The sequence below is a fragment of the Micromonospora sp. NPDC005298 genome, assembly GCF_040607375.1.
GTDB lineage: Bacteria > Actinomycetota > Actinomycetes > Mycobacteriales > Micromonosporaceae > Micromonospora.
In genome coordinates, this window is record NZ_JBEXGP010000002.1 from 522,563 (window position 1) to 548,521 (window position 25,959).

Sequence of the window (25,959 nt, forward strand, 5' to 3'; positions counted from 1 at the left end):
CACGGCGTACGACGGGACCGCTCACCGGGCCCGGACGGCGAGCAGCGCGGTGTCGTCCTCCCGGTGCTGGATCGACGCGAGCAGCAGGTCACACAGCTCGTCGAGGGGCACGCCGCCGGTGCCGGTGATCCGGTTGACCAGCTCGGCGAGGCCATCGTCGATGGACCGGTCCCGACGCTCGATCAGCCCGTCGGTGTAGAGCAGCAGGGTGTCGCCGGTCGCCAGGCTGGCCGACCGGCTGGACCGTCGGGAGGGCCGGGCCAGGCCGAGCAGCGGCTCCGGTGTCGCCTCGAGACGTTCGACGGTGCCGTCGGCGCGCACCAGCAGGGCCGGCGGGTGCCCGGCGTTGGACCAGGTCACCTCGTGCACACCGGCGCGCTGCGGGCAGATCCGCACGAGCGTCGCGGTGGCCGCGATCGGCAGTCGCAGGCCCTGGATCGCGCCGTCCAGGTGGGTCATCAGCTCCCCGACCGCGTCCGGTCGACCGAACGCGTTGCCGCGTACCAGGTTGCGCAGCTGACCCATGGTCGCCGCCGCCTCGATGTCGTGCCCGGCCACGTCCCCGATCGCCGCGATCAGATCCCCGTCGGGCTGGACGAAGGCGTCGTACCAGTCGCCGCCCACCTCCACCCGGTCTGCCGCCGGCTGGTAGCGGGCCGCCAGCTCCAGCTCGGCCACCACCGGCAGCCGCGGCAGCATGCTGTGTTGCAGGACCTCGGCGACGTGCCGCTGTTCGCCGTACATCGAGCTGTTGCCGATGGCCTGCCCGGCACGGCGACCGATGTCGATCGCGGTGAGCAGGTCGCGGTCGTCGAACTGCTGGCGTTCGTCCCCGTTGACGAGGGTGATCGCGCCGAGCACGGTGCCGCCCGCCGCGCGGACCGGCACGCTCAGGTAGGAGGTGATGCCGAGCCGCTCGGCGATCGGGCCCATCTCCGGATGGGTGGTGCCCCGCGACACGTCGGCCAGGGACGCCGCGCTGCCCAACCGGGGCTGACCGGTCCGCAGCACCGCCCTGATGATCGAATCCTGGCTCAGGCCGGTCCGCAGCAGTTGCGCGAAGCGGTCGATGTCCGCCGTACGGGCCGGGTCGCGGTGCACGGCGACGACCTCGCGGGGCAGGCCGGTCGGGCCGACAAGGGTGAGCAGGCACCAGTCGGCCAGCAGCGGCACCATAGTGGCGGCGAGTCGACGTACCGCCACGCCCACGTCCAGGGTGTCGGCCAGGGTCTCGCTCACGCCGGCCAGCAGCTCCAGCCGTTCGTGCGCCTGCACGACCCGTCGGCGGGCCTCCTGCGCGCCGTCGAGCGCGATCCGCAGCCGCAGCTCCGACGAGCAGGCGGCCGCCAGGTCAGCAAGTGTCCGCAGCTGCGCCGCCGTCCAGGCGCGGGGCTTGCTGTCGATGGCGCAGAGCGAACCGAGCACCCGGCCGGACAGGTCGGTCAGGGGCATCCCGGCGTACGCGACCACACCCAGGTCCTCGATGGCCAGGTTGGTCCGGACCCGGGGGTAGAGCCGGGCGTCCGGCAGCACCATCGGCACCTCGATGTCCACCACGTGCTGGCAGAACGAGTGGCTCAACGGAGTCTGCCGGCGTTCCGACCACGGCTCGGGCAACCCGACCGCACCCGGAAAGAACTGACGGTCGGCGGACACCAGGGAGACCAGCGCGACCGGGACGTCCAGCAGGTCGCTGACCAGCCGGGCGAAGCGGTCGAACGCCTCGTCCGGGACGGCGTCCAGCCCGGTGTCGGCGAGCGCGCGCAGACGTGCCGGATCGCCGAGCGCCGGGGGAGGCCCGGGCGTGCGGCGAGGGCTGGCGGGGGAGCCGTCGGTCATCGAGCACCTGTCTGCCGGGGTGGAGGCCGACCGGCCCTCCGGGCCTTCGTTATACCTCGTTCAGGGCTCGGGCGAACATCGGTGTGCTGAGTCTCGCCCCCCGCGGCGGCGGGCGCCACCGGCCGTGCGGTCGGATCGCGACGGTGCCCGCGCGGGCCGCCCCGCCGGCGGCTATCGTCGGCGGACGTGAAGGTATGGATTCCGCACGAGGCCGGTCTGGACCTGCTCGGCGAGGTGCCGTCGGACGTGACGGTGGAGGTCGTGGAGCACGCCGACCGGCTGCCCTCGACGGCGGCCGGGGTGCGGTTCTGGGTGCCGCCGTTCCTGGGCGGGTCGGACTCGACGGCCCTGGCGCGGGAGTTGCCCGACCTGGCGGTGGTGCAGTTGCTCTCGGCCGGCGCGGACGCGTGGGTGGGACGGACGCCGGACGGTGTGACGCTCTGCGACGCCCGAGGGGTGCACGACCCGTCCACGGCGGAGTGGGTCGTCACCGCGATCCTCGCCCAGTTGCGCGCGTTCCCGGCGTTCGTCCGGGCGCAGGCCGAGCGCCGGTGGGCGTACGACGGGGTCGCTCCGACCGACGAGCTGACCGGCAAGCGGGTGCTGATCGTCGGGGCCGGTTCGATCGGTACGGCGGTACGGGACCGGCTCGCGCCGTTCGAGGTGAGCTTCACGCTCGTCGCCCGTACCGCCCGGCCGGAGCAGGGGGTGCACGGTGTCGACGAGCTGCCCCGGCTGCTGCCCGAGGCGGACGTGGTGGTGGTGCTCGTGCCGCTCACCGAGCAGACCCGTGGGCTGATCGACAAGGAGTTCCTGGCCGCGATGTCGGACGGGGCGCTGCTGGTCAACGCCGCCCGGGGGCCGGTGGCGCGTACCGAGGCGCTCGTCGCCGAGCTGGGCACGGGCCGGATCTCGGCCGCGCTCGACGTCACCGACCCGGAGCCCCTGCCGGCCGACTCGCCGCTGTGGACGATGCCGAACGTGCTGCTCACCCCGCACGTGGCCGGGTCGGTGCGCGGGTTGCTGCCCCGCGCCTACCGGCTGGTGGGTGACCAGGTGCGCAGGTTCGCCGCCGGTCAGCCGTTGATCAACAGGGTTGTCGACGGTTACTGACCGGGCGTCTCGGCCGTCTCGCCGGGCAGCGCCTGCCCGCTGGCCGACACCAGGTGGGGCAGGTCCACGCCGCGTACCGCCGGCAGGGTGACCTGCTGGCCGTCGTCGAGCCGGGCGACGGCCCGTCCGCGCGTGTCGCTGGTCAGCTCGACGACCTGTTCCCAGTCGATGCGACGCTGCCCGAGCAGCGCGCGCAGGCGCAGCCCTCGGGCGTCGGCGTCGGTGCCGGCCCGCCAGGCCCACACCGCGACGCCGAGCGGGACGAGCAGCACCGGCAGCAGGTAGCCCCGTGCGTTGGCCAGTGGCAGCGCGCCGATGAAGGCGATCACCGCGGCGACCAGGATGGCTTGGTTGTGCCGGAAGCGGACCGTGTCGGACTTACTCACCCTGCGATGATCCCACCCCCGACGGATCTCGGTCGCGGCGGGCGGTGCCGGTGCGGCCCGATGCGCCGTACAGTGACACAGGTCATTGCTTCCCTCCGATGACCAACGCGTAACTCTTTCGGCCTTTGGTCGTTCTCGACTGGTGGGCAGCGGACCCGCAACGTCCGATGCCGCCGCACCGCCGCACCGCCCCCGTGCCCCCTCACGAAGGCGACCGCCGTGCTCCTCGCGTACCCGTTCCGCGTCCACGTCCCCCGCCGTGCGCTGCCGGAGGCCGCCGTGTCCACGGGGGTGGCGCTGCTCGTCCTCGCCGGCGCCGCCGATCTGGTGTCGACCTCGGTGGTGATCGCTCTGGCCGGTGGCGCGGGCGCCACGCTCGCCGGTGTCCGGCTCTCCCGGCTGGCCATCCGGCATCCCACCGGTCCCGCGTCGCCGACCGGGTCGTCCGGCCGTGCGGCGGGTGTACGGCTCGACGCGGCGGTCGTCACGGCCGGTCTCGCCGCCGCCGTGCTGCCGCTTGTCGCCGACGGGCACCGTGTCGCCGCGCTGCTCGGGTCGCTCGTCGTGGCGGTGCTGTCGGTGGCCGGGCTGCGCCGGCTCCCGGGGCGGTGGCGACCACCGTCCGACGTCCGGCTGCGGGCTCTGGTCGAGGCGGCCGGTCCGGCGCTCGGGTTGGCCCTTGCCGCCTGGCTGCTGCTGCCCGACGACGACCTGCCGGTTCCGGCCCGGCTGGCCGCCGCGCTTGTGCTCGGCGCGTTGGGGATGGCCTCGATCAGCGCGTTCACCGGATCGGATCGGCGTTCGCCCGCGGCGGTGTGCCGGGGTGGGCTGCTGCTCGTCCTGCTCGGCCTGGCCGTGCTGGCGGCCCTGCCACCCGGGGTGACCGGCCGGGCGGCCCTGCTGGCCGTACCGCCGCTGGTGCTGGGGATGCTGCTCACCGCGCTCGGCGCGGCCGTCGCGGTGGACACCGCCGAGGCGGAGCCGACCGCGGACCGGGTCGCACCGGCGTGGCCCCGGGCGGTGCTCCCGGCGACGGTGCTGCTGCTGGCGGCCGGCCTGCACGTGGGCGCCGGCCGGGCACCGGACCGCACGAGCGTGCTGCTCGCCCTCGCCGCGGTGCCGCCACTGGTGCTGCGGGAGTTGCTGCGGACCGGCGACGCGGCCGTCCCGGAACGGCGTGCCGCGCACCGCCGGCGTACCGGTCGCGGGGTCCGGCACCGCCGCGCGGCGGCGTCCCGCTGGGCGAGGACCCAACCCCCGTCCGCCGACCAGGCGCCGGACGGGGGCGCTCCGACCGGTCGATCCGGTGCCCCGAGCGGCCTCGACGCGGCCTGGCCGTCGGAGGACGCCGCGGCCTGGTCGTCGGAGGACGCTGCGGCCTGGTCGTCGGAGGACGCTGCGGCCTGGTCGTCGGACGACGGCGCGGCCTGGTCGTCAGGCGATGGTGCCGCCCCGCCGAGGGCCGGCCGGGCGGCGACCCCGGGCGGCGGTGGCCCGGGGGACCGGGCAGGCCTGCTGGACGCCCTCGCCGCGATCGGCGACGTGCCCGCCCCGGCCGGCGCGCTGCTGCTTGTGGACCTGCACGGAGGTGACGTGCTCGGCCCGTCCGCCCGCGACGACCTGGCGGCCGAGGCGGTCGCCCGGGCCCGCGCGGCCGTGGCCCCCGGCGATCTGGTCACCGGCTGCACGGGCTCCGGGTTCGCGGTGGTCACCGCGGCGGGACCGGTGCTGGCGTACGCGCTGGGCACCCGACTGCTGACCGCGCTCGCCCCGCCCTACCTGCTGGGCGGGTCGGCCGTGCGGGTGCAGGCGAGCATCGGGTTGGCCGAGGTGAGCGGTGCCGGGCCGGCGGACGTGCTCCGCCAGGCCGAACTGGCCCGCCGGCGGGCCGTGCAGCTGGGCCGGGACCGGGTCGAGTGGTACGACGCGTTCCTGGAGGAGCAGTTGGTCCGCCGGCTCGACCTGGAACGCGAGCTGCCCGGTGCGGTGGCGCGCGGCGAGTTGGACCTCGTCTACCAGCCGGTCCTGGATCTGGCGGACCGGCAGCCGGTGGGCGCGGAGGCGTTGCTGCGCTGGCGCAGTCCGGTGCTCGGCACGGTCCTCCCCGCCGAGCTGCTGCCGGTCGCGGAGGACCTGGATCTGATCGGTGAGCTGGAGTGGTGGGTGCTGGATCGGGCCTGCCGGCAGCTGTCCCACTGGTCGACGGGCGTCCGGGAGTTGTGGATGGCGGTGAACGTCACCCCCCGGGAGCTGACAACTCCCGACTTCGTGCAGCGCGCCGCGGCCGTGCTGGCCGCGTACGGGGTGTCGCCGGAGCGGTTGGTGGTCGAGGTGTCCGAGCCGAGGATCGCCGCCGACCTGTCGACCGTGGTGGCCCGCCTGGCCGGGCTGCGGTCGCTGGGTGTGCGTACCGCGTTGGACGACTTCCGGGCCGAACACGCCTCGCTGGCCCAGCTGCGCCGGCTGCCGATCGATCTGCTCAAGGTGGGTCCGGAGCTGGTGGGTGCGCGGCCGGACGGGCAGCCGCCGTTGATCGACGTGGTGGTCAACGTCGGCGAGCGGCTGGGTGTGGAGATCGTCGCGGAGGAGTTGGAGTCGCCCGCCCAGGTCGAGGGGGCGCACCGGGCCGGCTGCCGGTACGGGCAGGGCTTCGCGCTGGCCCGACCGGCGACGGCCGAGCGGGTGGAGGCCTACTTCGAGGAGTTCCCGTCGGCGTCCCGCTGACCCACCCGCGTGGTGAACCGGTTCACCTCTCGCGGGGCGGTGCGGTGCTGCCGCGCGGGGTGAGGTGCGGTGTCTCGTCCTGCACCCGGCCGGCGGGCTGACCGGCGATCACGGCGAGGAGTTGGCGGGCGGCGTGCGCCCCGTACGCCGGGATGTCCCGGCCCAGCGCGGTCAGCGGTGGGTGCACGAGCCGGCAGAGCGGTGAGTCGTCCCACGCCACGATGGACAGGTCACCCGGCACGGTGAGCCCCATCTCCTGGGCCACGGACAGCCCGGCGATGGCCATGACGTCGTTGTCGTAGATGACCGCGGTGGGCCGGTGGGCCGAGCTGAGCAGGCGGCGGGTCGCCCGGCCGCCCTCCTCGCCCGTGTAGTCGGACCAGACGGTCACCGCGTCGACCAGGCCGAGCTGCCCGCACACGGTCGTGAAGGCGTCGGTGCGGATCTGGGTGTGCCGCAGGTCGGGCAGGCCGCCGACCCGGGCGATCCGTCGGTGCCCGAGCGCGACCAGGTACTCCACCGCCTCGGTCAGCGCGGCGGCGTCGTCGGACCAGACGCTCGCCAGGTCGCCGGTGCCGCCCGGACCGCCGATCACCACGGCGGGCAGTTGGAGCTGTTCGAGTGCGGGGATGCGCCGGTCGTCGGTGCGCAGGTCGCAGACGAGTACGCCGTCGACCCGGCGTTCGCCCCACCAGCGTCGGTAGACGGCGATCTCGGCATCCTGGTCGGCCACCACCTGGAGGGTCAGCGCGTACGAGCGGGCGGAGAGTTCCGCCTCGACGCCGCTGATCAGCTCCATGAAGAAGGGCTCGATCCCCAGTATCCGGGCGGGCCGGCAGAGCGCCAGACCGACGGCCTCGGCGGTGGCCCCGGAGAGGGCGCGCGCGGCGCTGCTCGGGCTGAAGCCGATCTCGGTGGCGATGGCCAGGATGCGTTGCCGGGTGGCCTCGGAGACGCCGGGCTGCCCGTTCAGCGCGTACGACACGGCGCCCTTCGACACTCCGGCGCGTCGGGCGACGTCGGCGATGGTCGGCCGCTTCACCGGCGTGCTCCTCCACTCTCCGCCCCGGGCGGGGGTCGTGACCGTCGCGGTCGGGCCGGGCCGTTGGGCCGCGTCGGCGGCCTCAACCTAGCGCAACCGGCGTCGGCCGTCCGTCCACGGTCGAGCGGATCGAATGGGGTGGTCATCCGCTTGCCCGGTTCAGCGTACCGGCGGTGGCACGTGGCGGGGTCACCGGAGGGTGTGCGCAGGTGCGACAGAAAGCGCTCCACCACGCATTTTCACGCTTAGAGGAGCCGGTTGGCGCATCGATCGGCGGCAGGTTCGGCCGGCCGTTGACACTCCCTGAGCCGGACCGTACGGTGACTTCACTTATCCGGTTCAGTCAACGTCTCTCGATATCGGGAGCGTTCCCAGATGCTCGGAGGACGACATGAAACGGTCCTGGACCCGCTGGGCCCGTACGGTCGCCGCGGGGACGGTCGGCCTCGCGCTGGTCGCCGCGTGCAGCGGCAAGAGTGGTCAGGATTCCGGCACCGCCGACGGGCAGGTCACCCTGAAGATCAACTTCTGGGGTGACTTCGGCCTTCAGGACCTCAAGACGAAGTACGAGACGGCCAACCCGAACGTCAAGATCCAGCTGAACTCCGGCGAGTACAACGCCCAGCACGAGGACCTGCAGAAGAAGCTGGTCGCCGGCTCCGGCGCGGCGGACATCGCGGCCATCGACGAGGGCTTCATGGTGCAGTTCCGGAGCCAGTCCGACAAGTTCGTCAACCTGCTCGACAAGGGCGCCGGCTCGTACGAGGGCAGGTACCTGCCCTGGAAGTGGAAGCAGTCGCTCTCCGCCGACGGTAGGACCCAGATCGGCCTCGGCACCGACACCGGCGGCCTGGCCATGTGCTACCGCACCGACCTGTTCAAGGCCGCCGGCCTGCCCACCGAACGCGACCAGGTCTCCGCCCTATGGCCCACCTGGGACAGGTTCATCGAGGTCGGGCAGCAGTACACCGGCAGGACCAACAAGAAGTTCATCGACGCCGGCAGCAACCTGTTCAACCCGATCCTCGGCCAGCAGCCGGTCGGCTTCTACGACGACAAGGACCAGCTCCGGATGGAGCAGGGCCCGAAGATCGCCTTCGACTACACAGTCAGGGCCATCCAGGCCGGCCTCTCCGCCAACCTGGCGAGCTTCCAGGCCGACTGGGACAAGGGCTTCACCAGCGGATCGTTCGCGGTGCTCGCCTGCCCGGCCTGGATGCTCGGGCACATCAAGGACACCGCCCCCGGCACCCAGGGCAAGTGGGACATCGCGGCGGTGCCCGGCGGCGGCGGCAACTGGGGCGGCTCGTTCCTGACCATCCCCAAGCAGAGCAGGAACGTCGACGAGGCGTACAAGCTGCTGGAGTGGCTGGTCCAGCCCGAGCAGCAGATCGAGATCTTCAAGAAGGTCGGCAACCTGCCGTCCCAGCCGGCCCTCTACAGCGACCCGGCCATCGCCGACTTCGAGAACCCGTTCTTCAACAACGCGCCGGTCGGGCAGATCTTCCCGAAGATGGCGCAGGGCCTCACCCCGCAGTACCTGGGCAAGAAGAACGGCCCCACCCGCGTGGCCGTGGAGAACGTGCTGATCCGGGTGCAGAACAGGACGCTCAAGCCGGAGGACGCCTGGGCGGAGGCGGTCAGGGAGGCCGAGAAGGCAAGCACCTCCTGAGCGCGGGCGCGGGGGCGGCCGGTCGTCGGGCCGCCCCCGGGCGCCACCCCGTCCCCCCGTCTCTTCGGCCCTGGAGTGAGCCCGATGTCCACCACCCGCGCCGCACCCGCGTCGCCGGGCCGTCGCATCGCCGCCGGGCGGCGCGGCGACGGCGCCGGCCCGGACCGCCACCACCGACTCGGCTGGCGCGACCGGCTGTACCGGTTCGACATGCGCTACATGCCGTACCTGCTGATCGCGCCCTTCTTCCTGATCTTCCTGGTGTTCGGCCTGTTCCCGTTGGTCTTCAACGGCGTCATCGCGCTGCGCACCTACCGGCTCGACGATCCCGCCGCGGCCGGCTGGGCGGGGCTCGACAACTTCCGGCAGCTCTTCGGCGACGAGGACTTCTGGAACGCGCTCTACAACACCTTCGGCATCTTCCTGCTCTCGTCGGTGCCGCAACTGCTGCTCGCGCTCGTCGTGGCGTCGCTGCTCAACCGCCGGCTGCGGGCGCAGACCTGGTGGCGGGTCGGCGTCCTGCTGCCGTACGTCACCCCGATCGTCGCCTCGACGATGGTGTTCAGCGTCTTCTTCTCCCGCGACTTCGGCATGGCGAACTGGGTGCTCGGCCTGTTCGGCGTCGGCGGCGACGAGCCGATCAACTGGCGTGCCGACAAGCTGCACTCCTGGATCGCCATCGCCACCATGGTCAACTGGAAGTGGATCGGCTACAACGCGTTGCTGTACCTGGCCGCCATGCAGTCCATCCCGCGTGACGTCTACGAGGCCGCCGCGGTCGACGGCGCAGGCCCGTGGCGGCAGCTCTGGCGGATCACCGTGCCGATGATCCAACCGGTGATCGTGTTCACCGTGATCCTGTCCACCATCGGCGGGTTCCAGCTCTTCATCGAGCCGATGCTGTTCGACCTCAACGCGCAGGCGGCCACCGGCGGACCCAACGGCGAGTGGCAGACCATCGCCCAACTCATCTACAAGGTCGGCTGGAAGGACCTCAACCTCGGCTACGCCGCGGCGATGAGCTGGGCGCTCTTCCTGATCATCCTGGTCGTGGCCGGGATCAACACCCTGCTGACCAACCGACTCTCGGGAGGGCGATCCAGGTGAGCGCCGTCGACACCGCACCACGCGTCACCAGGCGACGCCGGCGGGCCGCGCTGACGGGCCGCGCGCCACAGGACACCCCCGCCGGCATCGGGACGTACCTGCTGCTCGCCACCACCATGCTCTTCGCCGCCTTCCCGCTGTACTGGATGTTCGTCATCGCCACCAGCACCGACGAGGCCCTGGCCCGGATCCCGCCCGCAGTGGTCCCGGGGGACCGGTTCCTGGTCAACCTGGACGAGGTCTTCTCCCTCCAGGACGTCTACTTCGCCGCCTCGCTGGTCAACAGCGTCATCGTCTCGACTGTGGTGACCGCCGCGATGCTGTTCTTCTGCTCGCTGGCCGGGTTCGCCTTCGCCAAGCTGCGCTTCGCCGGCAGCCGGTGGCTGATGCTGTTCGTGGTGCTCACCCTCACCGTGCCCAACCAGCTCGGCGTCGTCGCGCTCTACATCGTGATGGGCAAGCTGGGCTGGAACGGCACCCTGCTGGCGGTCATCGTGCCCGGCCTGGTCACCGCGTTCGGCGTCTTCTACATGCGGCAGTTCATCGTCAACACCGTGCCGGACGAGCTGGTCGAGTCGGCCCGCATGGACGGGGCGACCACCATGCGGGTGTACCGGTCGATCGTCCTGCCGGCGATCCGGCCGGCCCTCGCGGTGCTCGGCCTGCTGACCTTCGTGGCGACCTGGAACGACTTCCAGTGGCCGCTGATCACCCTCGGCGGCACCGACTACCCGACCTCGATGGTCGCCATCTCCGACCTGGCCAGCGGCAACTACGTGATCTACCGTCGGGTGCTCGCCGGGGCGTTCGTGGCGACGATCCCCCTGCTGGTCATGCTGTTCATCGGTGGACGCCAGATCGTCCGCGGAATCATGGAAGGTGCGGTGAAGTCTTGAGCCGACAGGCACTCCACGACGGCTGGACCCTGCGCGCGGCACCGGGGGCGCAGGTGCCGGCCGAGATCGCCGGGCGGGCCGTGCCGGCGACCGTGCCCGGTTGCGTACACACCGACCTGCTCGACGCCGGGCTGATCCCCGACCCCTACCTCGACGACAACGAGCTGGCGCTGGCCTGGATCGGGCGCACCGACTGGACCTACCGGACCACGTTCGCGCACGCGCCGGGCGACGCGGACCGGATCGACCTGGTCTGCGCCGGCCTGGACACCGTCGCCACGCTCACCCTCAACGGTGTCGAGGTCGGCCGTACCGAGAACATGCACCGCGGCTACCGGTTCGACGTCCGGCCGCTGCTGCGCGACGGCGACAACGAGCTGGTCGTCGCGTTCGACTCGGCCTACCGCTACGCCGAGGCGCAGCGGGAACGGCTCGGCGACCGGCCCAACGCCTACCCCGAGCCCTTCCAGTTCATCCGCAAGATGGCCTGCAACTTCGGCTGGGACTGGGGGCCGACGCTCGTCACCGCCGGCATCTGGCAGGACATCGGCCTGCACGCCTGGTCGACCGCCCGGCTGGCTACCGTCCGCCCGCTCGTCACCGTCGACGGCCGCGACGGCCGCGTCGAGCTGCACGTCGAGGTCGAGCGGGTCGCGGACGTCCCGCTGACCGTCCGGGCCGCCGTCGCCGGTGCCAGCGCCGACGTGGTCGTCCCGGCCGGGCAGCGCACGGCCGTGCTGACCCTCGCCGTCCGCGAGCCCGCGCTGTGGTGGCCCCGGGGGTACGGCGAGCAGGCCCGACACCTGCTGGAGGTGACCCTGCACGCCCCGAACGGTGACACAATGGACAGCTGGTCCCGCCGGGTCGGCTTCCGCACGGTCCGGCTGGACACCACACCCGACGAGCACGGCACCCCGTTCGTGCTGTCGGTCAACGACGTGCCGGTCTTCGTGCGGGGCGTCAACTGGATCCCCGACGACGTGTTCCCCACCCGGATCACCCGGGAGCGGCTGGCCGGGCGGTTCGCGCAGGCCGCCGACGCCAACGTCAACCTGCTGCGCGTCTGGGGCGGCGGCCGGTACGAGTCGCAGGACTTCTACGACCTGGCCGACGAACGCGGCCTGCTGGTACAGCAGGACTTCCTCTTCGCCTGCGCCGCGTACCCGGAGGAGGAGCCGTTCGGCGGCGAGGTGGCCGCCGAGGCCGCCGAGCAGGTGACCCGGCTGGCACCGCACCCGTCGCTGGTGCTCTGGACCGGCAACAACGAGAACATCTGGGGCTGGCACGACTGGGACTGGCAGGAGCCGCTGGCCGGGCGTACCTGGGGGCGCGGCTACTACCTCGACGTACTGCCGCGCGTCGTCGGCGAGCTGGACCCGACCCGCCCGTACTGGCCGGGCAGCCCCTGGTCGGGCAGCGACGAGATCCACCCCAACGACCCGGCGCACGGCACCACCCACATCTGGGACGTGTGGAACACCGACGACTACACCAAATACCGGGAGTACGTGCCGCGCTTCGTCGCCGAGTTCGGCTACCAGGGGCCGCCCGCGTACGCGACGCTGCGCCGGGCGCTGAGCGACGAACCCCTGGCCCCCGACTCGCCCGGCATGGCCCACCACCAGAAGGCGACGGGCGGCGACGCCAAGCTCCAGCGGGGCCTGGACGCGCACCTGCCCGCCCCGGCGGACTTCGACGACTGGCACTACCTGACGCAGCTCAACCAGGCCCGCGCCATCCAACTCGGCGTGGAGCACTTCCGCTCCCACCGGGACGTCTGCGCGGGCACCATCGTCTGGCAGCTCAACGACTGCTGGCCGGTCACCTCCTGGTCGGCCGTCGACGGCGACGGCCGGCGCAAACCCCTGTGGTACGCGCTGCGCCACGCGTACGCCGATCGGCTCCTCACCGTGCAGCCCCGCGACGGCGGGCTGGCCCTGGTCGCGGTGAACGAGACCGGCGAGCCGTGGAGCGGACCGGCCACGGTCACCCGGCTCACGCTCGCCGGGGAGCCGAGGGCGAAGACCTCGGTCGACCTCGACGTCCCGGCGTACTCCTCGGTGGTGCTGGCGCTGCCGGCGGACCTGGCGCGGCCGGACGAGAGCCGCCGTGAGCTGCTGGTCGCGGAGGCCGGCGCCCCGGCGGAGCGGGCGCTGTGGTTCTTCGCCGAGGACCGGGAGGTCGACTGGCCGGCGGCGGCGTGGGACGCGACGGTCGAGCCGTTCGACGGTGGGCAGCGGGTCCGGGTGACGGCGCGCACGGTGCTGCGCGACCTGACCCTCTTCCCGGACCGGCTGGACCCGGCCGCGTCCGTCGACAAGGCCCTGGTCACCCTCCTGCCGGGCGAGTCGGTCACCTTCACCGTGCGAGCGGACGTGCCGCTGGACCCTGCGGCCCTCACCGCCCGCCCGGTGCTGCGCTGCGTCAACGACCGGGGCTGACCTCCCATGATCGTGCTCGATCCATGATGTGGTGGCCTCCCCGTCGAGGGAGGCCACCACATCCCTGTTCGAGCGCGATCAGCACGGTCATGTCGGGTGCTGCGCGCTCGCCCTTGGGGCGGGCCGCGTCAGCGCGGGCCGTGGCCGAACTGCCTGCTCAGCGCGGTGCCTGCCGAGCAGGGCAACTCCCCGGGGGCGAGCTGGGTGTGCGACGGCCGCCAGGTCTGCGCGCCTGCCGCGTCGACCCGGGCCAGGAGACAGTCGTACTGCGAGGCGCGCAGGGCCAGCCCGACGGTGCCGCCCTCGGTCGCGACGTCCCGCCGCACGGCAGGGTCCAGGTCGAGCGCGTCGAGAGCCGCGCGGACCCGGGTCTCGTCCGGGCCGGCGACCCCGAGGGCCTGCTTGAGGCGTCCGTCCACCGCGTGCAGTGACGGTTCGGGGCGGATCGGCAGCGGGGTGCGGGTGGGGCAGTCGATGCCATCGTCGCGGCTGTCCCGTTCGGGGCCGAGCCGGAACCGGAAGCAGACCTTCTCCTCCCCCTTGACGACGACGCCGCTACTGACACCCTCCCCGTGCCCGGTGACCCGGAGCACCAGGGTCACCCCGGTCTGCCAGTGCGTCTCGCCGCTGACCGCCAGCACGGCCACGTCGGGCTCCCGCGCCGCCGTGCGCGCGTAGTCTTCCGCCTTGTACAGATGGTCGTACTCGAACCGCGCCTCGATCCGGTCGACGGTGCTGATCGCGTCCGCCACCGCGCTGTCGTGCCAAACCGGCTCGGGCGGGCGCAGCGCCCACCACACCACGCCGGCTAGCAGGAACGGGGCGAGCGCGACCGGAGCTGCGATGGCGAGCAGCGTACGGGTGCGCATCCCGGGAAGTATGCCGGGCGGCGGCACGTGCCGCCGCCCCGTGGACCGTTACTCCGGGACGCGGCGGTAGGCGCCGTCACTGGCCGAGGTGGCCATCGAGGCGTACGCGCGCAGGGCCGCCGACACCGGCCGCTGCCGGTCGACCGGGGTGTACGGCCTGTCGCGCTTCTCCTCCGCCACCCGACGGGCCTCCAGCTCGTCGGCCGGCACGTTCAGCTCGATGGACCGGGCCGGGATGTCGATGACGATCTCGTCGCCCTCGCGGACCAGGGCGATCAGCCCACCGGAGGCGGCCTCGGGGGAGGCGTGGCCGATGGACAGCCCGGAGGTGCCGCCGGAGAAACGGCCGTCGGTGAGCAGCGCGCAGGAGCGACCCAGGCCGCGTCCCTTGAGGAACGAGGTGGGGTAGAGCATCTCCTGCATGCCGGGGCCACCCTTGGGGCCCTCGTACCGGATCACCACGACGTCACCGGCGACGATCTCCTTGGCGAGGATAGCGGTCACCCCGTCGTCCTGCGACTCGTACACCTTCGCGGGGCCGCGGAAGGTCAGGCAGTCGTCCGGGACGCCCGCGGTCTTCACGACGCAGCCCTCCGGTGCCAGGTTGCCGTGCAGGATGGCCAGGCCCCCGTCGGCGGAGTACGCGTGGTCGCGGTCGCGGATGCAGCCGCCGGCCGCGTCGGTGTCCAGGGACGACCAGCGGTTGGTGGTGGAGAACGGTTGGGTGGTGCGCACACCGCCGGGTGCGGCGTGGAACAGCTCGACGGCCGTCGGGGTGGGTGAGCCGCCGCGCACGTCCCAGTCGGTCAGCCACTGCGCCAGCGAGGGGGAGTGCACGGCGTGCACGTCCCGGTTGAGCTGCCCGGCCCGGTCCAGCTCACCGAGGATGGCCGGGATGCCGCCGGCCCGGTGCACGTCCTCCATGTGGTAGTTCGGCGAGTTCGGGGCGACCTTGGCCAGGCACGGCACCCGCCGGGAGATGGCGTCGATGTCGGCGACACCGAAGTCCAGTTCCGCCTCGCGGGCGGCGGCGAGCAGGTGCAGCACCGTGTTGGTGGAGCCGCCCATCGCCACGTCCAGCGCGACGGCGTTCTCGAAGGCGGCCTTGGAGGCGACCGTGCGGGGCAGCACTGAGTCGTCGTCGCCGTCGTACCACCGCTTGGCGATCTCCACGACGGTGCGGCCGGCCTCGACGAAGAGCGACCTGCGGGCGGCGTGGGTGGCAAGCGTCGACCCGTTGCCGGGCAGCGCCAGGCCGATGGCCTCGGTGAGGCAGTTCATCGAGTTGGCGGTGAACATGCCGGAGCAGGAGCCGCAGGTCGGGCAGGCGGAGCGTTCGATCTCGCCGAGCTGCTCGTCCGTGACGGACTCGTTGGAGGAGGCGATCATCGCGTCGATCAGGTCGATCTTGCTGTGCACGACGCCCTCGATCGCCATCGTCTTGCCGGCCTCCATCGGGCCACCGGAGACAAAGACGGTCGGGATGTTGAGCCGCAGTGCGGCCAGCAGCATTCCCGGGGTGATCTTGTCGCAGTTCGAGATGCAGACCAGGGCGTCCGCGCAGTGCGCGTTGACCATGTACTCGACCGCGTCGGCGATCAGCTCGCGGCTGGGCAGCGAGTAGAGCATCCCGCCGTGGCCCATCGCGATGCCGTCGTCGACGGCGATGGTGTTGAACTCCCGACCCACGCCGCCGGCCTCGGCCACCGCGTCGGCGACCAGGCCACCCATGTCCTTGAGGTGTACGTGACCAGGCACGAACTGGGTGAAACTGTTGGCGATGGCGACGATCGGCTTGCCGAAATCGTCGTCGGTCATCCCGGTGGCCCGCCAGAGGGCCCGGGCGCCGGCCATCGTCCGACCGTGCGTGGAGGTCTTCGACCGCAGCTCAGGCATGTCTCTCAGCATGACACCGCCACGGTGCCCGCCGTCGGCCGTGTGTGCCGTGTCCCAACAGATGCACACCTGGTCCCCCACGGCGAGCGCTCATCCGGCACTCTGGAGCACGTGCATCTCCCCCCGGGCATGGTCGCGGTCGCGGCGCTGAGCGGGCTCGTCGCCGCGGTGGCCGCAGCCCTGCTGACCGTCGTCGCCGGGCGCCGCACCGGGCCGCGCCGGCCCGCGCACGTGCTCCTCGCGGTGGGTGCCGGGATCTCCCTGTCCAGCCTCGTGATCGGCGTGGGGGCGGCGCTCGCCGCCAACGACCACTGGGCACACGAGCAGGGGCAGCGCACCGGCTGGGCGACAGTGGCGGCGATCGGCACGGCGGTGAGCGGGCTGGCGTTCGCGGCCGGTCTGCTCCGGCTGCCCGGGGTGGCCGCCACCGCCGCCGGGACCGCCCGGCTCGCCCTGGACGGCCTGACCATGGCGGCCGCGCTGTGGTTCGTCGGCTGGGTGCTCTTCTCCGAGCCCACCCGCCTGCTCGGCGACGCCACCCCGATGGCCTGCCCGGCGATCCTGCTCGCCACGGTGAGCGCCGCCATCGGCGCCGGGCTCGCCGTGATCATCGTCTTCCGGGCCGCCGCGCCGCGTCGCCGGCTGGCCGTGCTCGGCGCCGGCATCAGCGCGGTGAGCTGCGGCGGGCTGGGTCTGAGCGCGGGGCTCTGCCAGGCCGGGCCGGTGCTGGCGCTGACCGGCGGGGCGGTGCTCGCCGCCGGCCTGCTGAGCGTCGCGCTCGCCGTGCAACGGGCCGACCGGCCGGGCCACGTCGACCTGGACCTGATCGGCCGCGACGGGGAGTACGCGCTCGCCCCGATGCTGGCGATGGCCGCCTCGGCGATGTACCACCTGCTCCAGGACGGCCGGTTCACGGCGGCGGGCATCGTGGCCGGCAGCGTGGAGGGCTTCGCCCTGGTGGCCCGCCAGTACCTGACGCTCAAGGACGTCCGGGACTACGCGGGCCGGCTGGCCGAGCGCGAGGCGCACTTCCGCGAGCTGGCGCACACCGATCCGCTGACCGCGTTGGCCAACCGGCGCGGGCTGCTGCGCGCGTTGCACGACAGCGCGGCCGCGGGCACCCCGTGCGTCCTGCTCGGCCTGGACCTGGACGGCTTCAAGCACGTCAACGACATGCGCGGCCACGACGTGGGCGACGCCGTGCTGGCCGAGGTGGGCCGTCGGCTGCGCGGCAACCTGCGCCCCGGGGACGTGGCGGCCCGGCTCGGCGGCGACGAGTTCGCCGTCCTCATGCAGGGCCGGCCGGCCGACGCGGACCGGGTCGCCGAGCGGCTGCTCGGGGTGGTCAACCGGCCGTACGACCAGCCGGAGGGGCCGGTCTTCCTGTCGGTGAGCATCGGGGTGGCCGGGTGGGCCGACGAGCCCGACGTGGAGTTGCTGCTGCGCCACGCCGACCTGGCGCTGCGGTACGCCAAGCAGCGCGGCAAGAACCGGATCGAGCGCTACGACGCCACCTACGACCAGTTGCTGCGTCGGCGGACGACGCTGGAGCACGAGCTGCGCGGCGCGATCGACCGCGACGAGCTGCGGCTGGCCTTCCAGCCGGTGGCCTCGCTGCCGTCGGTGCGCCCGGTGGGCGCCGAGGCGTTGCTGCGCTGGCACCATCCGGAGCTGGGCAACGTGCGCCCGGACGAGTTCATCCCCCTCGCCGAGGAGTGCGGGATGATCTCCACGCTCGGCGCGTGGGTGCTGCACCAGGCCTGCTACCAGCTCTCCCGGTGGCTGGCCGACGGGCACGACGTCTGGGTGTCGGTGAACGTGTCCCCCCGCGAGCTGCACGCCCCGGAGTACGTGGTGCAGGTCGCCGAGGCGCTGCGCGCCCACCACGTGCCGCCGCAGCGGCTGGTCCTGGAGGTCACCGAGCACGCCGTCGCGACCGACCTGGACGAGCTGATCCGACGGCTGACCGCGCTGCGGCTGACCGGTGTGCGGATCGCCCTGGACGACTTCGGCGCCGGCTACTCCTCGCTGGGGCAGCTGCGTCGCCTGCCGATCGACATCCTGAAGATCGACCACAGTCTGGTGGCCGAGCACGAGCCGGTCCGCCCGGTCGGCCAGGACGGTCCGGCGTTCGCGCCGATGGTCGACATCGTGATGCGGCTGGGCCACCAGTTGGGGCTCGAGGTGATCGCCGAGGGGGTGACCACACCGACCGAGTTGGCCGCGGTGGTGGCCGCCGGTTGCCGCTTCGGGCAGGGGGCGCTCTTCGGTTGGGGGGTTCCGGCGGAGCACCTGGAGGCGATGCTGGAGGCGGCGACGTCGCCGGGTGCGCGTCCCGCTCCGCTGCCCACGCCACGCCGGGTGCCCGGGGGGTCCGGGCAGGCCAAACTGGCTGGTGATGGCGCGTCGCCGGCCGACGCGCCGCCGTCCGTTAACCAACATGTGGGATCAGTTGACTCATCGCGTGAGATGCGTCAGGCTTAGCCGCATGTCGTCGTACCGGTCGCTGCGAGTACTTACCTGAGCGCACTCTCCTCCGTCGAGAGTGCGCTGGCCCCGTGCATCTGCACGAGGGCCGTTTTTATTGCCGTCGGAACCTGTCGCGACGGGCTCACCGCCCAGTCGCATCGCTGAACAAGCCCCAGCCGCTCCAGCCGAAGGCCAGACCCACCATGACGAGACCCACGCCCGAGACCCTCGCCCACACCGCCCGGCGGGCCCGCGCGACCGCCGAGCCGGCCGCCGACGTCAACCAGGCCGCCGCGCGCAACCCGGCCAGCCCGGCCACCCCGGCGGTACGCTCCACAGCTCCGGCCCAGGTGTCCGGCGCCGGTTCGCTGGTGCGGTCCCTCGAGGCGCTCGACGTCGACGTCGTCTTCGGCATCCCGGGTGGCGCGATCCTGCCGGCGTACGACCCGCTCTACGACTCCACGGTCCGGCACATCCTGGTCCGGCACGAGCAGGGCGCGGGGCACGCGGCGACCGGGTACGCGCAGGCCACCGGCAAGGTCGGTGTCTGCATGGCGACCTCCGGTCCGGGTGCGACGAACCTGGTCACGCCGATCGCCGACGCGTACATGGACTCCGTGGCGATGGTGGCGATCACCGGCCAGGTGGCCCGCGCGTCGATCGGCACGGACGCCTTCCAGGAGGCGGACATCCAGGGCATCACGCTGCCGATCACGAAGCACAACTTCCTGGTGCAGAGCGCCGACGAGATCCCGCAGGTGCTGGCCGAGGCGTTCCACCTGGCCAGTACCGGGCGGCCCGGCCCGGTGCTGGTCGACATCCCCAAGGACGTGCTCCAGGCGTCGACGACCTTCACCTGGCCGCCCACGCTCGACCTGCCCGGTTACCGGCCCACCCTGCATCCGCACGGCAAGCAGATCCGGGAGGCGGCCCGGCTGATGGCCGCCGCCCGCCGGCCGGTGTTGTACGTCGGCGGCGGGGTGCTCAAGGCCGGTGCCACCGACGGGCTGCGCCAGTTGGCCGAGCTGACCGGCATTCCGGTGGTGACCACGCTGATGGCGCTCGGCGCGTTCCCGGACTCGCACCCGCAGCACCTGGGTATGCCGGGCATGCACGGCACCGTCTCCGCCGTGTACGGCCTTCAGAAGGCGGATCTGATCGTCGCGTTGGGCGCGCGGTTCGACGACCGGGTCACCGGCAGGCTGGACTCGTTCGCCCCGGACGCGACGGTGGTGCACGCCGACATCGACCCGGCGGAGATCGGCAAGAACCGGCACGCGGACGTGCCGATCGTGGGTGACGCCAAGCACGTCATCGACGAGCTGATCGCCGCGGTGACTGCCGAGCGGTCGGCGGGGCACGGCGCCGACCTCGGTGACTGGTGGACGCAGCTCGACGACCTGCGGACCCGCTACCCGTTGGGCTACGACGAGCCGGCCGACGGCACGCTCTCCCCGCAGTACGTGATCAAGCGGCTGGGCGAGGTCGTCGGTTCGGATGCGATCTTCGTGGCGGGTGTGGGTCAGCACCAGATGTGGGCGTCGCAGTTCATCTCCTACGAGAAGCCGTACACCTGGTTGAATTCCGGCGGTCTCGGCACGATGGGCTACGCGGTGCCGGCGGCGATGGGCGCCAAGGTCGGCAAGCCGGACACGGTGGTGTGGGCGGTGGACGGCGACGGCTGCTTCCAGATGACCAACCAGGAGTTGGCGACCTGCGCGCTGGAGGGCATCCCGGTCAAGATCGCCGTGATCAACAACGGCAACCTCGGCATGGTCCGGCAGTGGCAGACGCTCTTCTACAACGAGCGGTACTCGAACACCGAGCTGGGCACCCACAAGCACCGCATTCCCGACTTCGTCAAGCTCGCCGAGGCGTTGGGTTGCGTGGGTCTGCGCTGCGAGAACGCCGCCGACGTGGACAAGACCATCGCCGCCGCCATGGAGATCAACGACGCCCCCGTGGTGATCGACTTCGTGGTGGGCAAGGACGCCATGGTCTGGCCGATGGTCGCCGCCGGCACCAGCAACGACGAGATCATGTTCGCCCGCGGCGTCCGCCCGGCCTTCGACGAGGATGAGATCTGATGACCATGCACACCCTTTCGGTACTCGTCGAGAACAAGCCCGGTGTCCTCGCCCGGGTCTCCGGCCTGTTCTCCCGGCGTGGGTTCAACATCGACAGCCTCGCCGTCGGCGAGACCGAGAACCCGGACGTCTCCCGGATCACCATCGTGGTCAACGCGGAGTCGTCCCCCCTGGAGCAGGTCACCAAGCAGCTCAACAAGCTGGTGAACGTCCTCAAGATCGTTGAGCTGGACCCGCAGGTCTCGGTCGCCCGGGAGTTGCTGCTGGTGAAGGTCCGCGCCGACCGGTCCGCGCGCACGCAGGTGCTGGAGACGGTCAACCTGTTCCGCGCCCGGGTGGTCGACGTCGCACCCGACACGCTGACCATCGAGGCCACCGGCACCCCGGACAAGCTCGACGCGTTGCTGCGCGACCTCGAACCCTTCGGCATCAAGGAGATGGTCCAGTCCGGGCTGGTGGCGATCGGGCGCGGCTCGCGTGCGATCACCGCCGGTCCCGCGCTGCGGGCCGCCTGACCTGCCGCTGGCCGGCTCCGGCGGGCCACGAACCCATCCGCACAGACCACGACGGGCCACCGAGGCCGTCGTACGAAAGGGAAGTCTCATGAGCGTTGAGGTGTACTACGACGACGATGCCGACCTCGGCCTGATCCAGGCCAAGAAGGTCGCGGTGATCGGCTACGGCAGCCAGGGCCACGCGCACGCGCTGTCGCTGCGGGACTCCGGCGTCGACGTGGTGATCGGTCTGCCGGAGGGTTCGAAGAGCCGTCCCAAGGCCGAGGAGCAGGGCCTGCGGGTGGCCACGCCGGCGCAGGCCGCCGCCGAGGCCGACGTGATCATGGTGCTCGCACCGGACACCGCCCAGCGCGCCCTGTACGCCGAGTCGATCGCCCCGAACCTGACCGCCGGCAAGGCGCTCTTCTTCGGGCACGGATTCAACATCCGCTACGGCCTCATCAAGCCCCCGGCCGAGGTCGACGTGGCGATGGTCGCCCCGAAGGGCCCCGGCCACCTGGTCCGCCGCCAGTACACCGACGGCAAGGGTGTGCCCTGTCTCGTCGCCGTCGAGCAGGACGCCAGCGGCAACGCCCTGGCCCTGGCCCTGGCGTACGCCAAGGGGATCGGCGGCACCCGCGCCGGCGCGATCAGGACCACCTTCACCGAGGAGACCGAGACCGACCTCTTCGGCGAGCAGGCGGTGCTCTGCGGTGGCGCGGCGGCCCTGGTGCAGACCGGTTTCGAGGTGCTCACCGAGGCGGGCTACGCCCCCGAGGTCGCCTACTTCGAGTGCCTGCACGAGCTGAAGCTGATCGTCGACCTCATGTACGAGGGCGGCATCGCGAAGATGCGGTACAGCATCTCCGACACCGCCGAGTACGGCGACCTCTCCCGTGGCTCGCGCATCATCGACGCCCGGGTCAAGGAGGAGATGCGCAAGATCCTCGGTGAGATCCAGTCCGGCGAGTTCGCCCGCGAGTGGGTCGCCGAGGACGAGGCGGGCCGGCCCAACTTCACCAAGTGGCAGGCCGAGGGTGCGGCGCACCCGATCGAGGAGACCGGCAAGAAGCTGCGCGGAATGATGAGCTGGGTCGACCGCCCGATCACCGAGACCGCCTGACCGCTCGGCCGGACGACGGCCCCGGGTCGCGCTCTCCCCAGCGCGACCCGGGGCCGTCGACCATCCGTGCACCCCGGTAGGGCTCCGGTGTTCCCTCGGCTCGGAGGGTCGCCGGGCAGCCGTATACCGGGGAGTCATATTCATGCCTCTGAGGTATGTCGCTCACCGCGGTGCGACGCCCGACCTGCGCCCAAGCGGGCAGGGGCGGTTTCGCTGTGGTGAACGGCCGATGTCCGTCGCCCGACCGGGCGTGTGAGGGCACTCACCCCGAAGACCGGAACACGCCGACCAGCGCGGCCCCTACGATCGCGGGTAGGTGCAGCAGCCGGCACCTGACGGCCACGGCACGGACCAGCGCAGGGCGCAGTGCGGCGCCTTGCCGCCGAGCCGATCGCAAACACGACGTCTACGAGGACCGATGAATCCTGTCGTACTGATCGCCGAAGAACTCGCCCCCGCCGCCATCGAGGTGCTCGCCCACGACTTCGACGTCCGGCACGTCGACGGCACCGACCGTCCGGCGCTGCTCTCGGCGCTCTCCGAGGCCGACGCCGTCATCGTGCGCAGCGCGACCCAGATCGACGCCGAGGCGATCGCCGCCGCGCCGCGACTCAAGGTGGTCGCCCGCGCGGGCGTCGGGCTGGACAACGTCGAGGTGCCGGCCGCCACCGCCCGGGGCGTCATGGTCGTCAACGCACCCACCTCGAACATCGTCTCCGCCGCCGAGCAGGCCGTCGCGCTGCTGCTGGCCGTGGCCCGCAACACCGCGAGCGCCAGCTCCGCGCTCAAGGCGGGGGAGTGGAAGCGGTCCAAGTACACGGGCGTCGAGGTGCAGGGCAAGACCGTCGGCGTGGTCGGGCTCGGTCGCATCGGTGTGCTCTTCGCCCAGCGCATCGCCGCGTTCGGCACCCGGCTGATCGCGTACGACCCGTACATCCAGCCGGCGCGGGCCGCGCAGCTCGGCGTCCGCCTGGTCGGTCTGGACGAGCTGCTGCGCGAGAGCGACTTCATCTCGATCCACCTGCCGAAGACCCCCGAGACGGTGGGCCTGATCGGCGAGAAGGAACTGGCGATCGTCAAGCCGGGCGTCCGCATCGTCAACGCCGCCCGCGGTGGCCTGGTCGACGAGCAGGCCCTCGCCGACGCCATTGCCGAGGGCCGGGTCGCCGGCGCCGGCGTGGACGTGTACAGCAAGGAGCCCTGCACGTCGTCGCCGCTGTTCGCCTTCGACAACGTGGTGGCCACCCCGCACCTGGGTGCCTCCACGAACGAGGCGCAGGACAAGGCCGGCCTGGCGGTGGCCAAGAGCGTGAAGCTGGCGTTGCAGGGCGAGTTCGTGCCGGACGCGGTGAACGTGCAGGTCGGCGGCGTGGTCGCTGAGGACGTACGGCCGCTGCTGCCGTTGGCCGAGAAGCTCGGCCGGGCGTTCACCGCGGTGGCCGGCGTCGTCGCCGCGAGCGTCACCGTCGAGGTCCGCGGCGAGATCGTCGCGCACGACGTGTCGGTGCTCAAGCTCGCCGCGACGAAGGGCCTGTTCAGTTCGGTGGTCGAGGAGCAGGTCACCTACGTCAACGCGCCGCACCTGGCCGCCGAGCGTGGCGTCGAGGTCACCCTGTCCAGCCTCGCCGAGACGGCCGAGCAGCCCACGCACGTCACCGTGCGCGGCGCGCTGCCGGACGGCCGGACGGTCAGCGTCTCCGGCACGGTCACCCACTCGGGCACCCGCGACGTGCTCAAGCTGACCGAGGTGGACGGCTTCGACGTGGAGATCGGCGCGGAGGGCATCCTGCTCTTCCTCCGGTACGCCGACCGGCCGGGCGTCGTCGGCGTCGTCGGCACCCTGCTCGGCGAGTCGGGCATCAACATCGCGGCCATGCAGGTGGCCCGGCGCGAGGCGGGCGGCGAGACGCTGATGACGCTCACCGTCGACCAGGCGCTCGGTGCCGACCTGCTCACCTCGGCGGCCGAGTCGATCGGCGCGACGGCGGCGAGCGCGGCGGACCTGCGCGACGAGTAGTCACGGCAGCACCACGGGGGGCCCGGCGATCCGCTGGGCCCCTTCGTCGTACCCGGGGTGGGTGTCCCGCCGCCCGGGATCGGGTCAGCCGGGCATCCGGGCCGGGGGCGGATAGACCGAGCCGTCCTGCGGGTCGAAGAGCATCAGCCCGTGTTCGCCGGCCAGCCGTTCGATGTCCAGCAGCACCTGGTCCGGGCAGGTCGGGTGCAGGTTCAGCTCGACGTGGTCGTGGGCGGCGTGCAGCGGCGCCCGTGCCCACGGGCTGTCCGGGCCGGGGTGACGGTCCGGATAGGACGCGGTGATCGCCCGGTAGAAGGCGACGACTCGCGCGTCCGGGTAACGGTCCACGTGCCGCCCCTGCCGGCAACCGTCGACCGCTGCCCGCACGTCCTCGGGCGTCGCCCCGTTCTCCAGGGCCCACACACTCAGATCGAAACTCACGGCGGACAGCGTGCCATCCGACGTTCACCGTGTCGAAACTGCCTCACCGCAGGCCAATCGCTGATCCGCCACGGTCCGTCCGGGACGGTCCGCTGTGGAGACTCTTGCGTCGAGTTGCGTCGATTCGCTAGCGTACGACTGCGGTCACTGGCCGAGTTCGCGGCGCCGGCCCGTCTTCGGGTGGCGCGGTCGACGTCCGGTCCGACCGGGTCCGCACCCCTCGATTGTGCGAGCCACGCGCACTCGTCGCTGACCGGCCCCCACGGCCGTTGCCGAGGCTGTGGGGGCCGATCGCAGGCCCGACCGGCCGTCCGAGGGGCGGCCGAGGTGCGAATCGGGCCGGAGCGCCGCGGGGAGACGACGCGGTGGGGCGACGTTCCGCTCAGCGCCGGTGGGCGAAGAGCGCTCGGTAGTCGGAGTTTCCCCGGAACCACGCCAGGCCTGTGGTGCCGGCGGCGTACAACGCGGTGGCGTAGGCGTCGGCGGCCGTCAGGTCGGGGCCGACGACGGTGGCGGCGACGAGGTGGTCGGCCGGCTCGCCGGTGTGCGGGTCCACCACGTGTCCCTGTCGCCCGCTCACCCCGGAGGTGCCGACCGCGCCGGCCGTCATCTCCAGGACCGTCGGCGCGCGTTCGGGTGCGGTCGGGTGGTGTACGGCCACCCGCCACGGCCCGCCGTGCGGGGCGTGGCCGCGGACCACCAGGTCGGCGCCGGTGAGCACGGCGTAGTCGTGGACGCCCGCGGCGCGGAGTCGCTCGGCGGCGCGTTCCACGGCCCAGCCGCCGAGCAGACCACCGGGATCGAAGCCACCCGGCACGGCCCAGGCGTCGAACCATCCGTCGGTGGCGGCGCGCATCGCCGCGCAGCGGTCCACGAGGTCGGCCAGCGGGGGGTACGAGTCGGGGCTGATCTCACCTCGACGCAGCCGGGAGACCAGGCTCTCCGGCCGGTTCGGGCCGTAGGTGAGGTCGATGGCGCGCAGTTCCGCGACGCTGTCCCGCAGGGCCTCGCCGACACCCCGACGGCCGAGCCACTCGGGGGCGTTGAGGATCAGGGTGTACTCGGCGGTGCCGGTGCGGACGGTGTGTCGTACCGCGATCCGGCCGTGGGTGGCGCCGGCCGGGTCGATCCGGTGCCGCCGGCCGCCGAGCCGGAGGTCCGGTCGGCGGTTGCGGAACGCCGACGGGTCCGGCCAGCGGGTACGCGGCTGCTCGTCGATGCGCATCGCATCTGCCCCCTCGCAGTTGGCGCCGCGCCGTCGCGACGCCGTTCGCGGGCTCCGTGACCCGCCGAGGCTCAGCTTAGGCAGCGGAGATGATCGCTCGGTGAGTCCTGGCTGAGAG

Annotated in this window: 18 protein-coding genes; 11 read left to right on the top strand and 7 right to left on the bottom strand. The window is 72.5% G+C overall.

All coding sequences use genetic code 11. The features are described from left to right. Positions 1-21 precede the first annotated feature (21 nt). Entirely contained in the window at positions 22-1,839 is a 1,818-nt protein-coding gene (locus tag ABZS77_RS07120) for a SpoIIE family protein phosphatase (protein WP_354818539.1), read from the bottom strand. 186 nt (positions 1,840-2,025) lie between these two features. On the opposite strand from ABZS77_RS07120, the gene ABZS77_RS07125 reads away from it, so the two are divergent. Further along, on the top strand, positions 2,026-2,952 hold the full coding sequence (locus ABZS77_RS07125) for a 2-hydroxyacid dehydrogenase (RefSeq protein ID WP_354818541.1): 927 nt from the start codon (positions 2,026-2,028) through the stop codon (positions 2,950-2,952). On the opposite strand, the gene ABZS77_RS07130 is transcribed toward ABZS77_RS07125, so the two are convergent. After that, positions 2,946-3,338 (bottom strand): PH domain-containing protein, encoded by a 393-nt coding sequence (locus ABZS77_RS07130; protein WP_354818544.1) that lies wholly within the window; start codon positions 3,336-3,338, stop codon positions 2,946-2,948. The genes ABZS77_RS07125 and ABZS77_RS07130 overlap by 7 nt on opposite strands. A gap of 219 nt (positions 3,339-3,557) precedes the next feature. Between ABZS77_RS07130 and ABZS77_RS07135 the strand changes: the two genes are divergently transcribed. Continuing rightward, on the top strand, positions 3,558-6,062 hold the full coding sequence (locus ABZS77_RS07135) for a GGDEF domain-containing phosphodiesterase (RefSeq protein ID WP_354818547.1): 2,505 nt from the start codon (positions 3,558-3,560) through the stop codon (positions 6,060-6,062). Positions 6,063-6,084: 22 nt separating this feature from the next. Here the strand turns inward: ABZS77_RS07135 and ABZS77_RS07140 are convergent, their stop codons facing one another. After that, positions 6,085-7,104 carry a LacI family DNA-binding transcriptional regulator gene (locus ABZS77_RS07140; RefSeq protein WP_354818550.1) on the bottom strand — a complete coding sequence of 340 codons (1,020 nt, stop codon included), beginning with the start codon at positions 7,102-7,104 and terminating at the stop codon, positions 6,085-6,087. Between the two features lie 391 nt (positions 7,105-7,495). On the opposite strand from ABZS77_RS07140, the gene ABZS77_RS07145 reads away from it, so the two are divergent. The 4 genes from ABZS77_RS07145 (at position 7,496) to ABZS77_RS07160 (ending at position 13,220) form a co-directional block, all read left to right on the top strand. Continuing rightward, positions 7,496-8,776, top strand: a complete 1,281-nt coding sequence (locus ABZS77_RS07145) for an extracellular solute-binding protein (RefSeq protein ID WP_354818553.1) — start codon at positions 7,496-7,498, stop codon at positions 8,774-8,776. An 84-nt stretch (positions 8,777-8,860) separates the two neighbouring features. Continuing rightward, positions 8,861-9,883: a sugar ABC transporter permease gene (locus tag ABZS77_RS07150; RefSeq protein ID WP_354818555.1), complete on the top strand. Its 1,023-nt coding sequence runs from the start codon at positions 8,861-8,863 to the stop codon at positions 9,881-9,883. A 116-nt stretch (positions 9,884-9,999) separates the two neighbouring features. Next, positions 10,000-10,779 carry a carbohydrate ABC transporter permease gene (locus ABZS77_RS07155; protein WP_354819569.1) on the top strand — a complete coding sequence of 260 codons (780 nt, stop codon included), beginning with the start codon at positions 10,000-10,002 and terminating at the stop codon, positions 10,777-10,779. Continuing rightward, on the top strand, positions 10,776-13,220 hold the full coding sequence (locus ABZS77_RS07160; RefSeq protein ID WP_354818558.1) for a glycoside hydrolase family 2 protein: 2,445 nt from the start codon (positions 10,776-10,778) through the stop codon (positions 13,218-13,220). The genes ABZS77_RS07155 and ABZS77_RS07160 overlap by 4 nt, the downstream gene beginning before the upstream one ends. A gap of 128 nt (positions 13,221-13,348) precedes the next feature. Here ABZS77_RS07160 and ABZS77_RS07165 read toward each other — a convergent pair whose 3' ends face one another. Beyond that, positions 13,349-14,089, bottom strand: coding sequence for a hypothetical protein (locus ABZS77_RS07165; RefSeq protein WP_354818561.1), 741 nt, complete (start codon positions 14,087-14,089; stop codon positions 13,349-13,351). Positions 14,090-14,137: 48 nt separating this feature from the next. Beyond that, entirely contained in the window at positions 14,138-15,985 is a 1,848-nt protein-coding gene (ilvD, locus tag ABZS77_RS07170) for a dihydroxy-acid dehydratase (protein WP_354818564.1), read from the bottom strand. 111 nt (positions 15,986-16,096) lie between these two features. Between ilvD and ABZS77_RS07175 the strand changes: the two genes are divergently transcribed. The 5 genes from ABZS77_RS07175 (at position 16,097) to serA (ending at position 24,175) form a co-directional block, all read left to right on the top strand. Continuing rightward, positions 16,097-18,469 carry a bifunctional diguanylate cyclase/phosphodiesterase gene (locus ABZS77_RS07175; RefSeq protein ID WP_354818567.1) on the top strand — a complete coding sequence of 791 codons (2,373 nt, stop codon included), beginning with the start codon at positions 16,097-16,099 and terminating at the stop codon, positions 18,467-18,469. 188 nt (positions 18,470-18,657) lie between these two features. Beyond that, on the top strand, positions 18,658-20,541 hold the full coding sequence (locus ABZS77_RS07180; protein WP_354818570.1) for an acetolactate synthase large subunit: 1,884 nt from the start codon (positions 18,658-18,660) through the stop codon (positions 20,539-20,541). Next, positions 20,541-21,056: an acetolactate synthase small subunit gene (gene ilvN, locus ABZS77_RS07185; protein WP_354818573.1), complete on the top strand. Its 516-nt coding sequence runs from the start codon at positions 20,541-20,543 to the stop codon at positions 21,054-21,056. The genes ABZS77_RS07180 and ilvN overlap by 1 nt, the downstream gene beginning before the upstream one ends. 88 nt (positions 21,057-21,144) lie before the next feature. Next, positions 21,145-22,158: a ketol-acid reductoisomerase gene (gene ilvC, locus ABZS77_RS07190; RefSeq protein ID WP_354818576.1), complete on the top strand. Its 1,014-nt coding sequence runs from the start codon at positions 21,145-21,147 to the stop codon at positions 22,156-22,158. A 418-nt stretch (positions 22,159-22,576) separates the two neighbouring features. Continuing rightward, a complete protein-coding gene (serA, locus tag ABZS77_RS07195; RefSeq protein ID WP_354818579.1) occupies positions 22,577-24,175 on the top strand; it encodes a phosphoglycerate dehydrogenase in 1,599 nt (532 codons plus the stop codon). An 84-nt stretch (positions 24,176-24,259) separates the two neighbouring features. On the opposite strand, the gene ABZS77_RS07200 is transcribed toward serA, so the two are convergent. Beyond that, positions 24,260-24,616 carry a hypothetical protein gene (locus tag ABZS77_RS07200; protein ID WP_354818582.1) on the bottom strand — a complete coding sequence of 119 codons (357 nt, stop codon included), beginning with the start codon at positions 24,614-24,616 and terminating at the stop codon, positions 24,260-24,262. Positions 24,617-24,998: 382 nt separating this feature from the next. Further along, positions 24,999-25,841, bottom strand: coding sequence for an FAD:protein FMN transferase (locus tag ABZS77_RS07205; RefSeq protein WP_354818585.1), 843 nt, complete (start codon positions 25,839-25,841; stop codon positions 24,999-25,001). Between the last annotated feature and the right edge of the window lie 118 nt (positions 25,842-25,959).

Excerpts from the sequence above, each read along its gene's own strand:
- ABZS77_RS07120 (WP_354818539.1), bottom strand. The coding sequence starts at position 1,839 with ATGACCGACGGCTCCCCCGCCAGCCCTCGCCGCACGCCCGGGCCTCCC.
- ABZS77_RS07145 (WP_354818553.1), top strand. The coding sequence starts at position 7,496 with ATGAAACGGTCCTGGACCCGCTGGGCCCGTACGGTCGCCGCGGGGACG.
- ABZS77_RS07150 (WP_354818555.1), top strand. The coding sequence starts at position 8,861 with ATGTCCACCACCCGCGCCGCACCCGCGTCGCCGGGCCGTCGCATCGCC.
- ABZS77_RS07155 (WP_354819569.1), top strand. The coding sequence starts at position 10,000 with ATGCTCTTCGCCGCCTTCCCGCTGTACTGGATGTTCGTCATCGCCACC.
- ABZS77_RS07165 (WP_354818561.1), bottom strand. The coding sequence starts at position 14,089 with ATGCGCACCCGTACGCTGCTCGCCATCGCAGCTCCGGTCGCGCTCGCC.
- ilvD (WP_354818564.1), bottom strand. The coding sequence starts at position 15,985 with ATGCCTGAGCTGCGGTCGAAGACCTCCACGCACGGTCGGACGATGGCC.
- ABZS77_RS07180 (WP_354818570.1), top strand. The coding sequence starts at position 18,658 with ATGACGAGACCCACGCCCGAGACCCTCGCCCACACCGCCCGGCGGGCC.
- ilvN (WP_354818573.1), top strand. The coding sequence starts at position 20,541 with ATGACCATGCACACCCTTTCGGTACTCGTCGAGAACAAGCCCGGTGTC.
- ilvC (WP_354818576.1), top strand. The coding sequence starts at position 21,145 with ATGAGCGTTGAGGTGTACTACGACGACGATGCCGACCTCGGCCTGATC.
- serA (WP_354818579.1), top strand. The coding sequence starts at position 22,577 with ATGAATCCTGTCGTACTGATCGCCGAAGAACTCGCCCCCGCCGCCATC.
- ABZS77_RS07205 (WP_354818585.1), bottom strand. The coding sequence starts at position 25,841 with ATGCGCATCGACGAGCAGCCGCGTACCCGCTGGCCGGACCCGTCGGCG.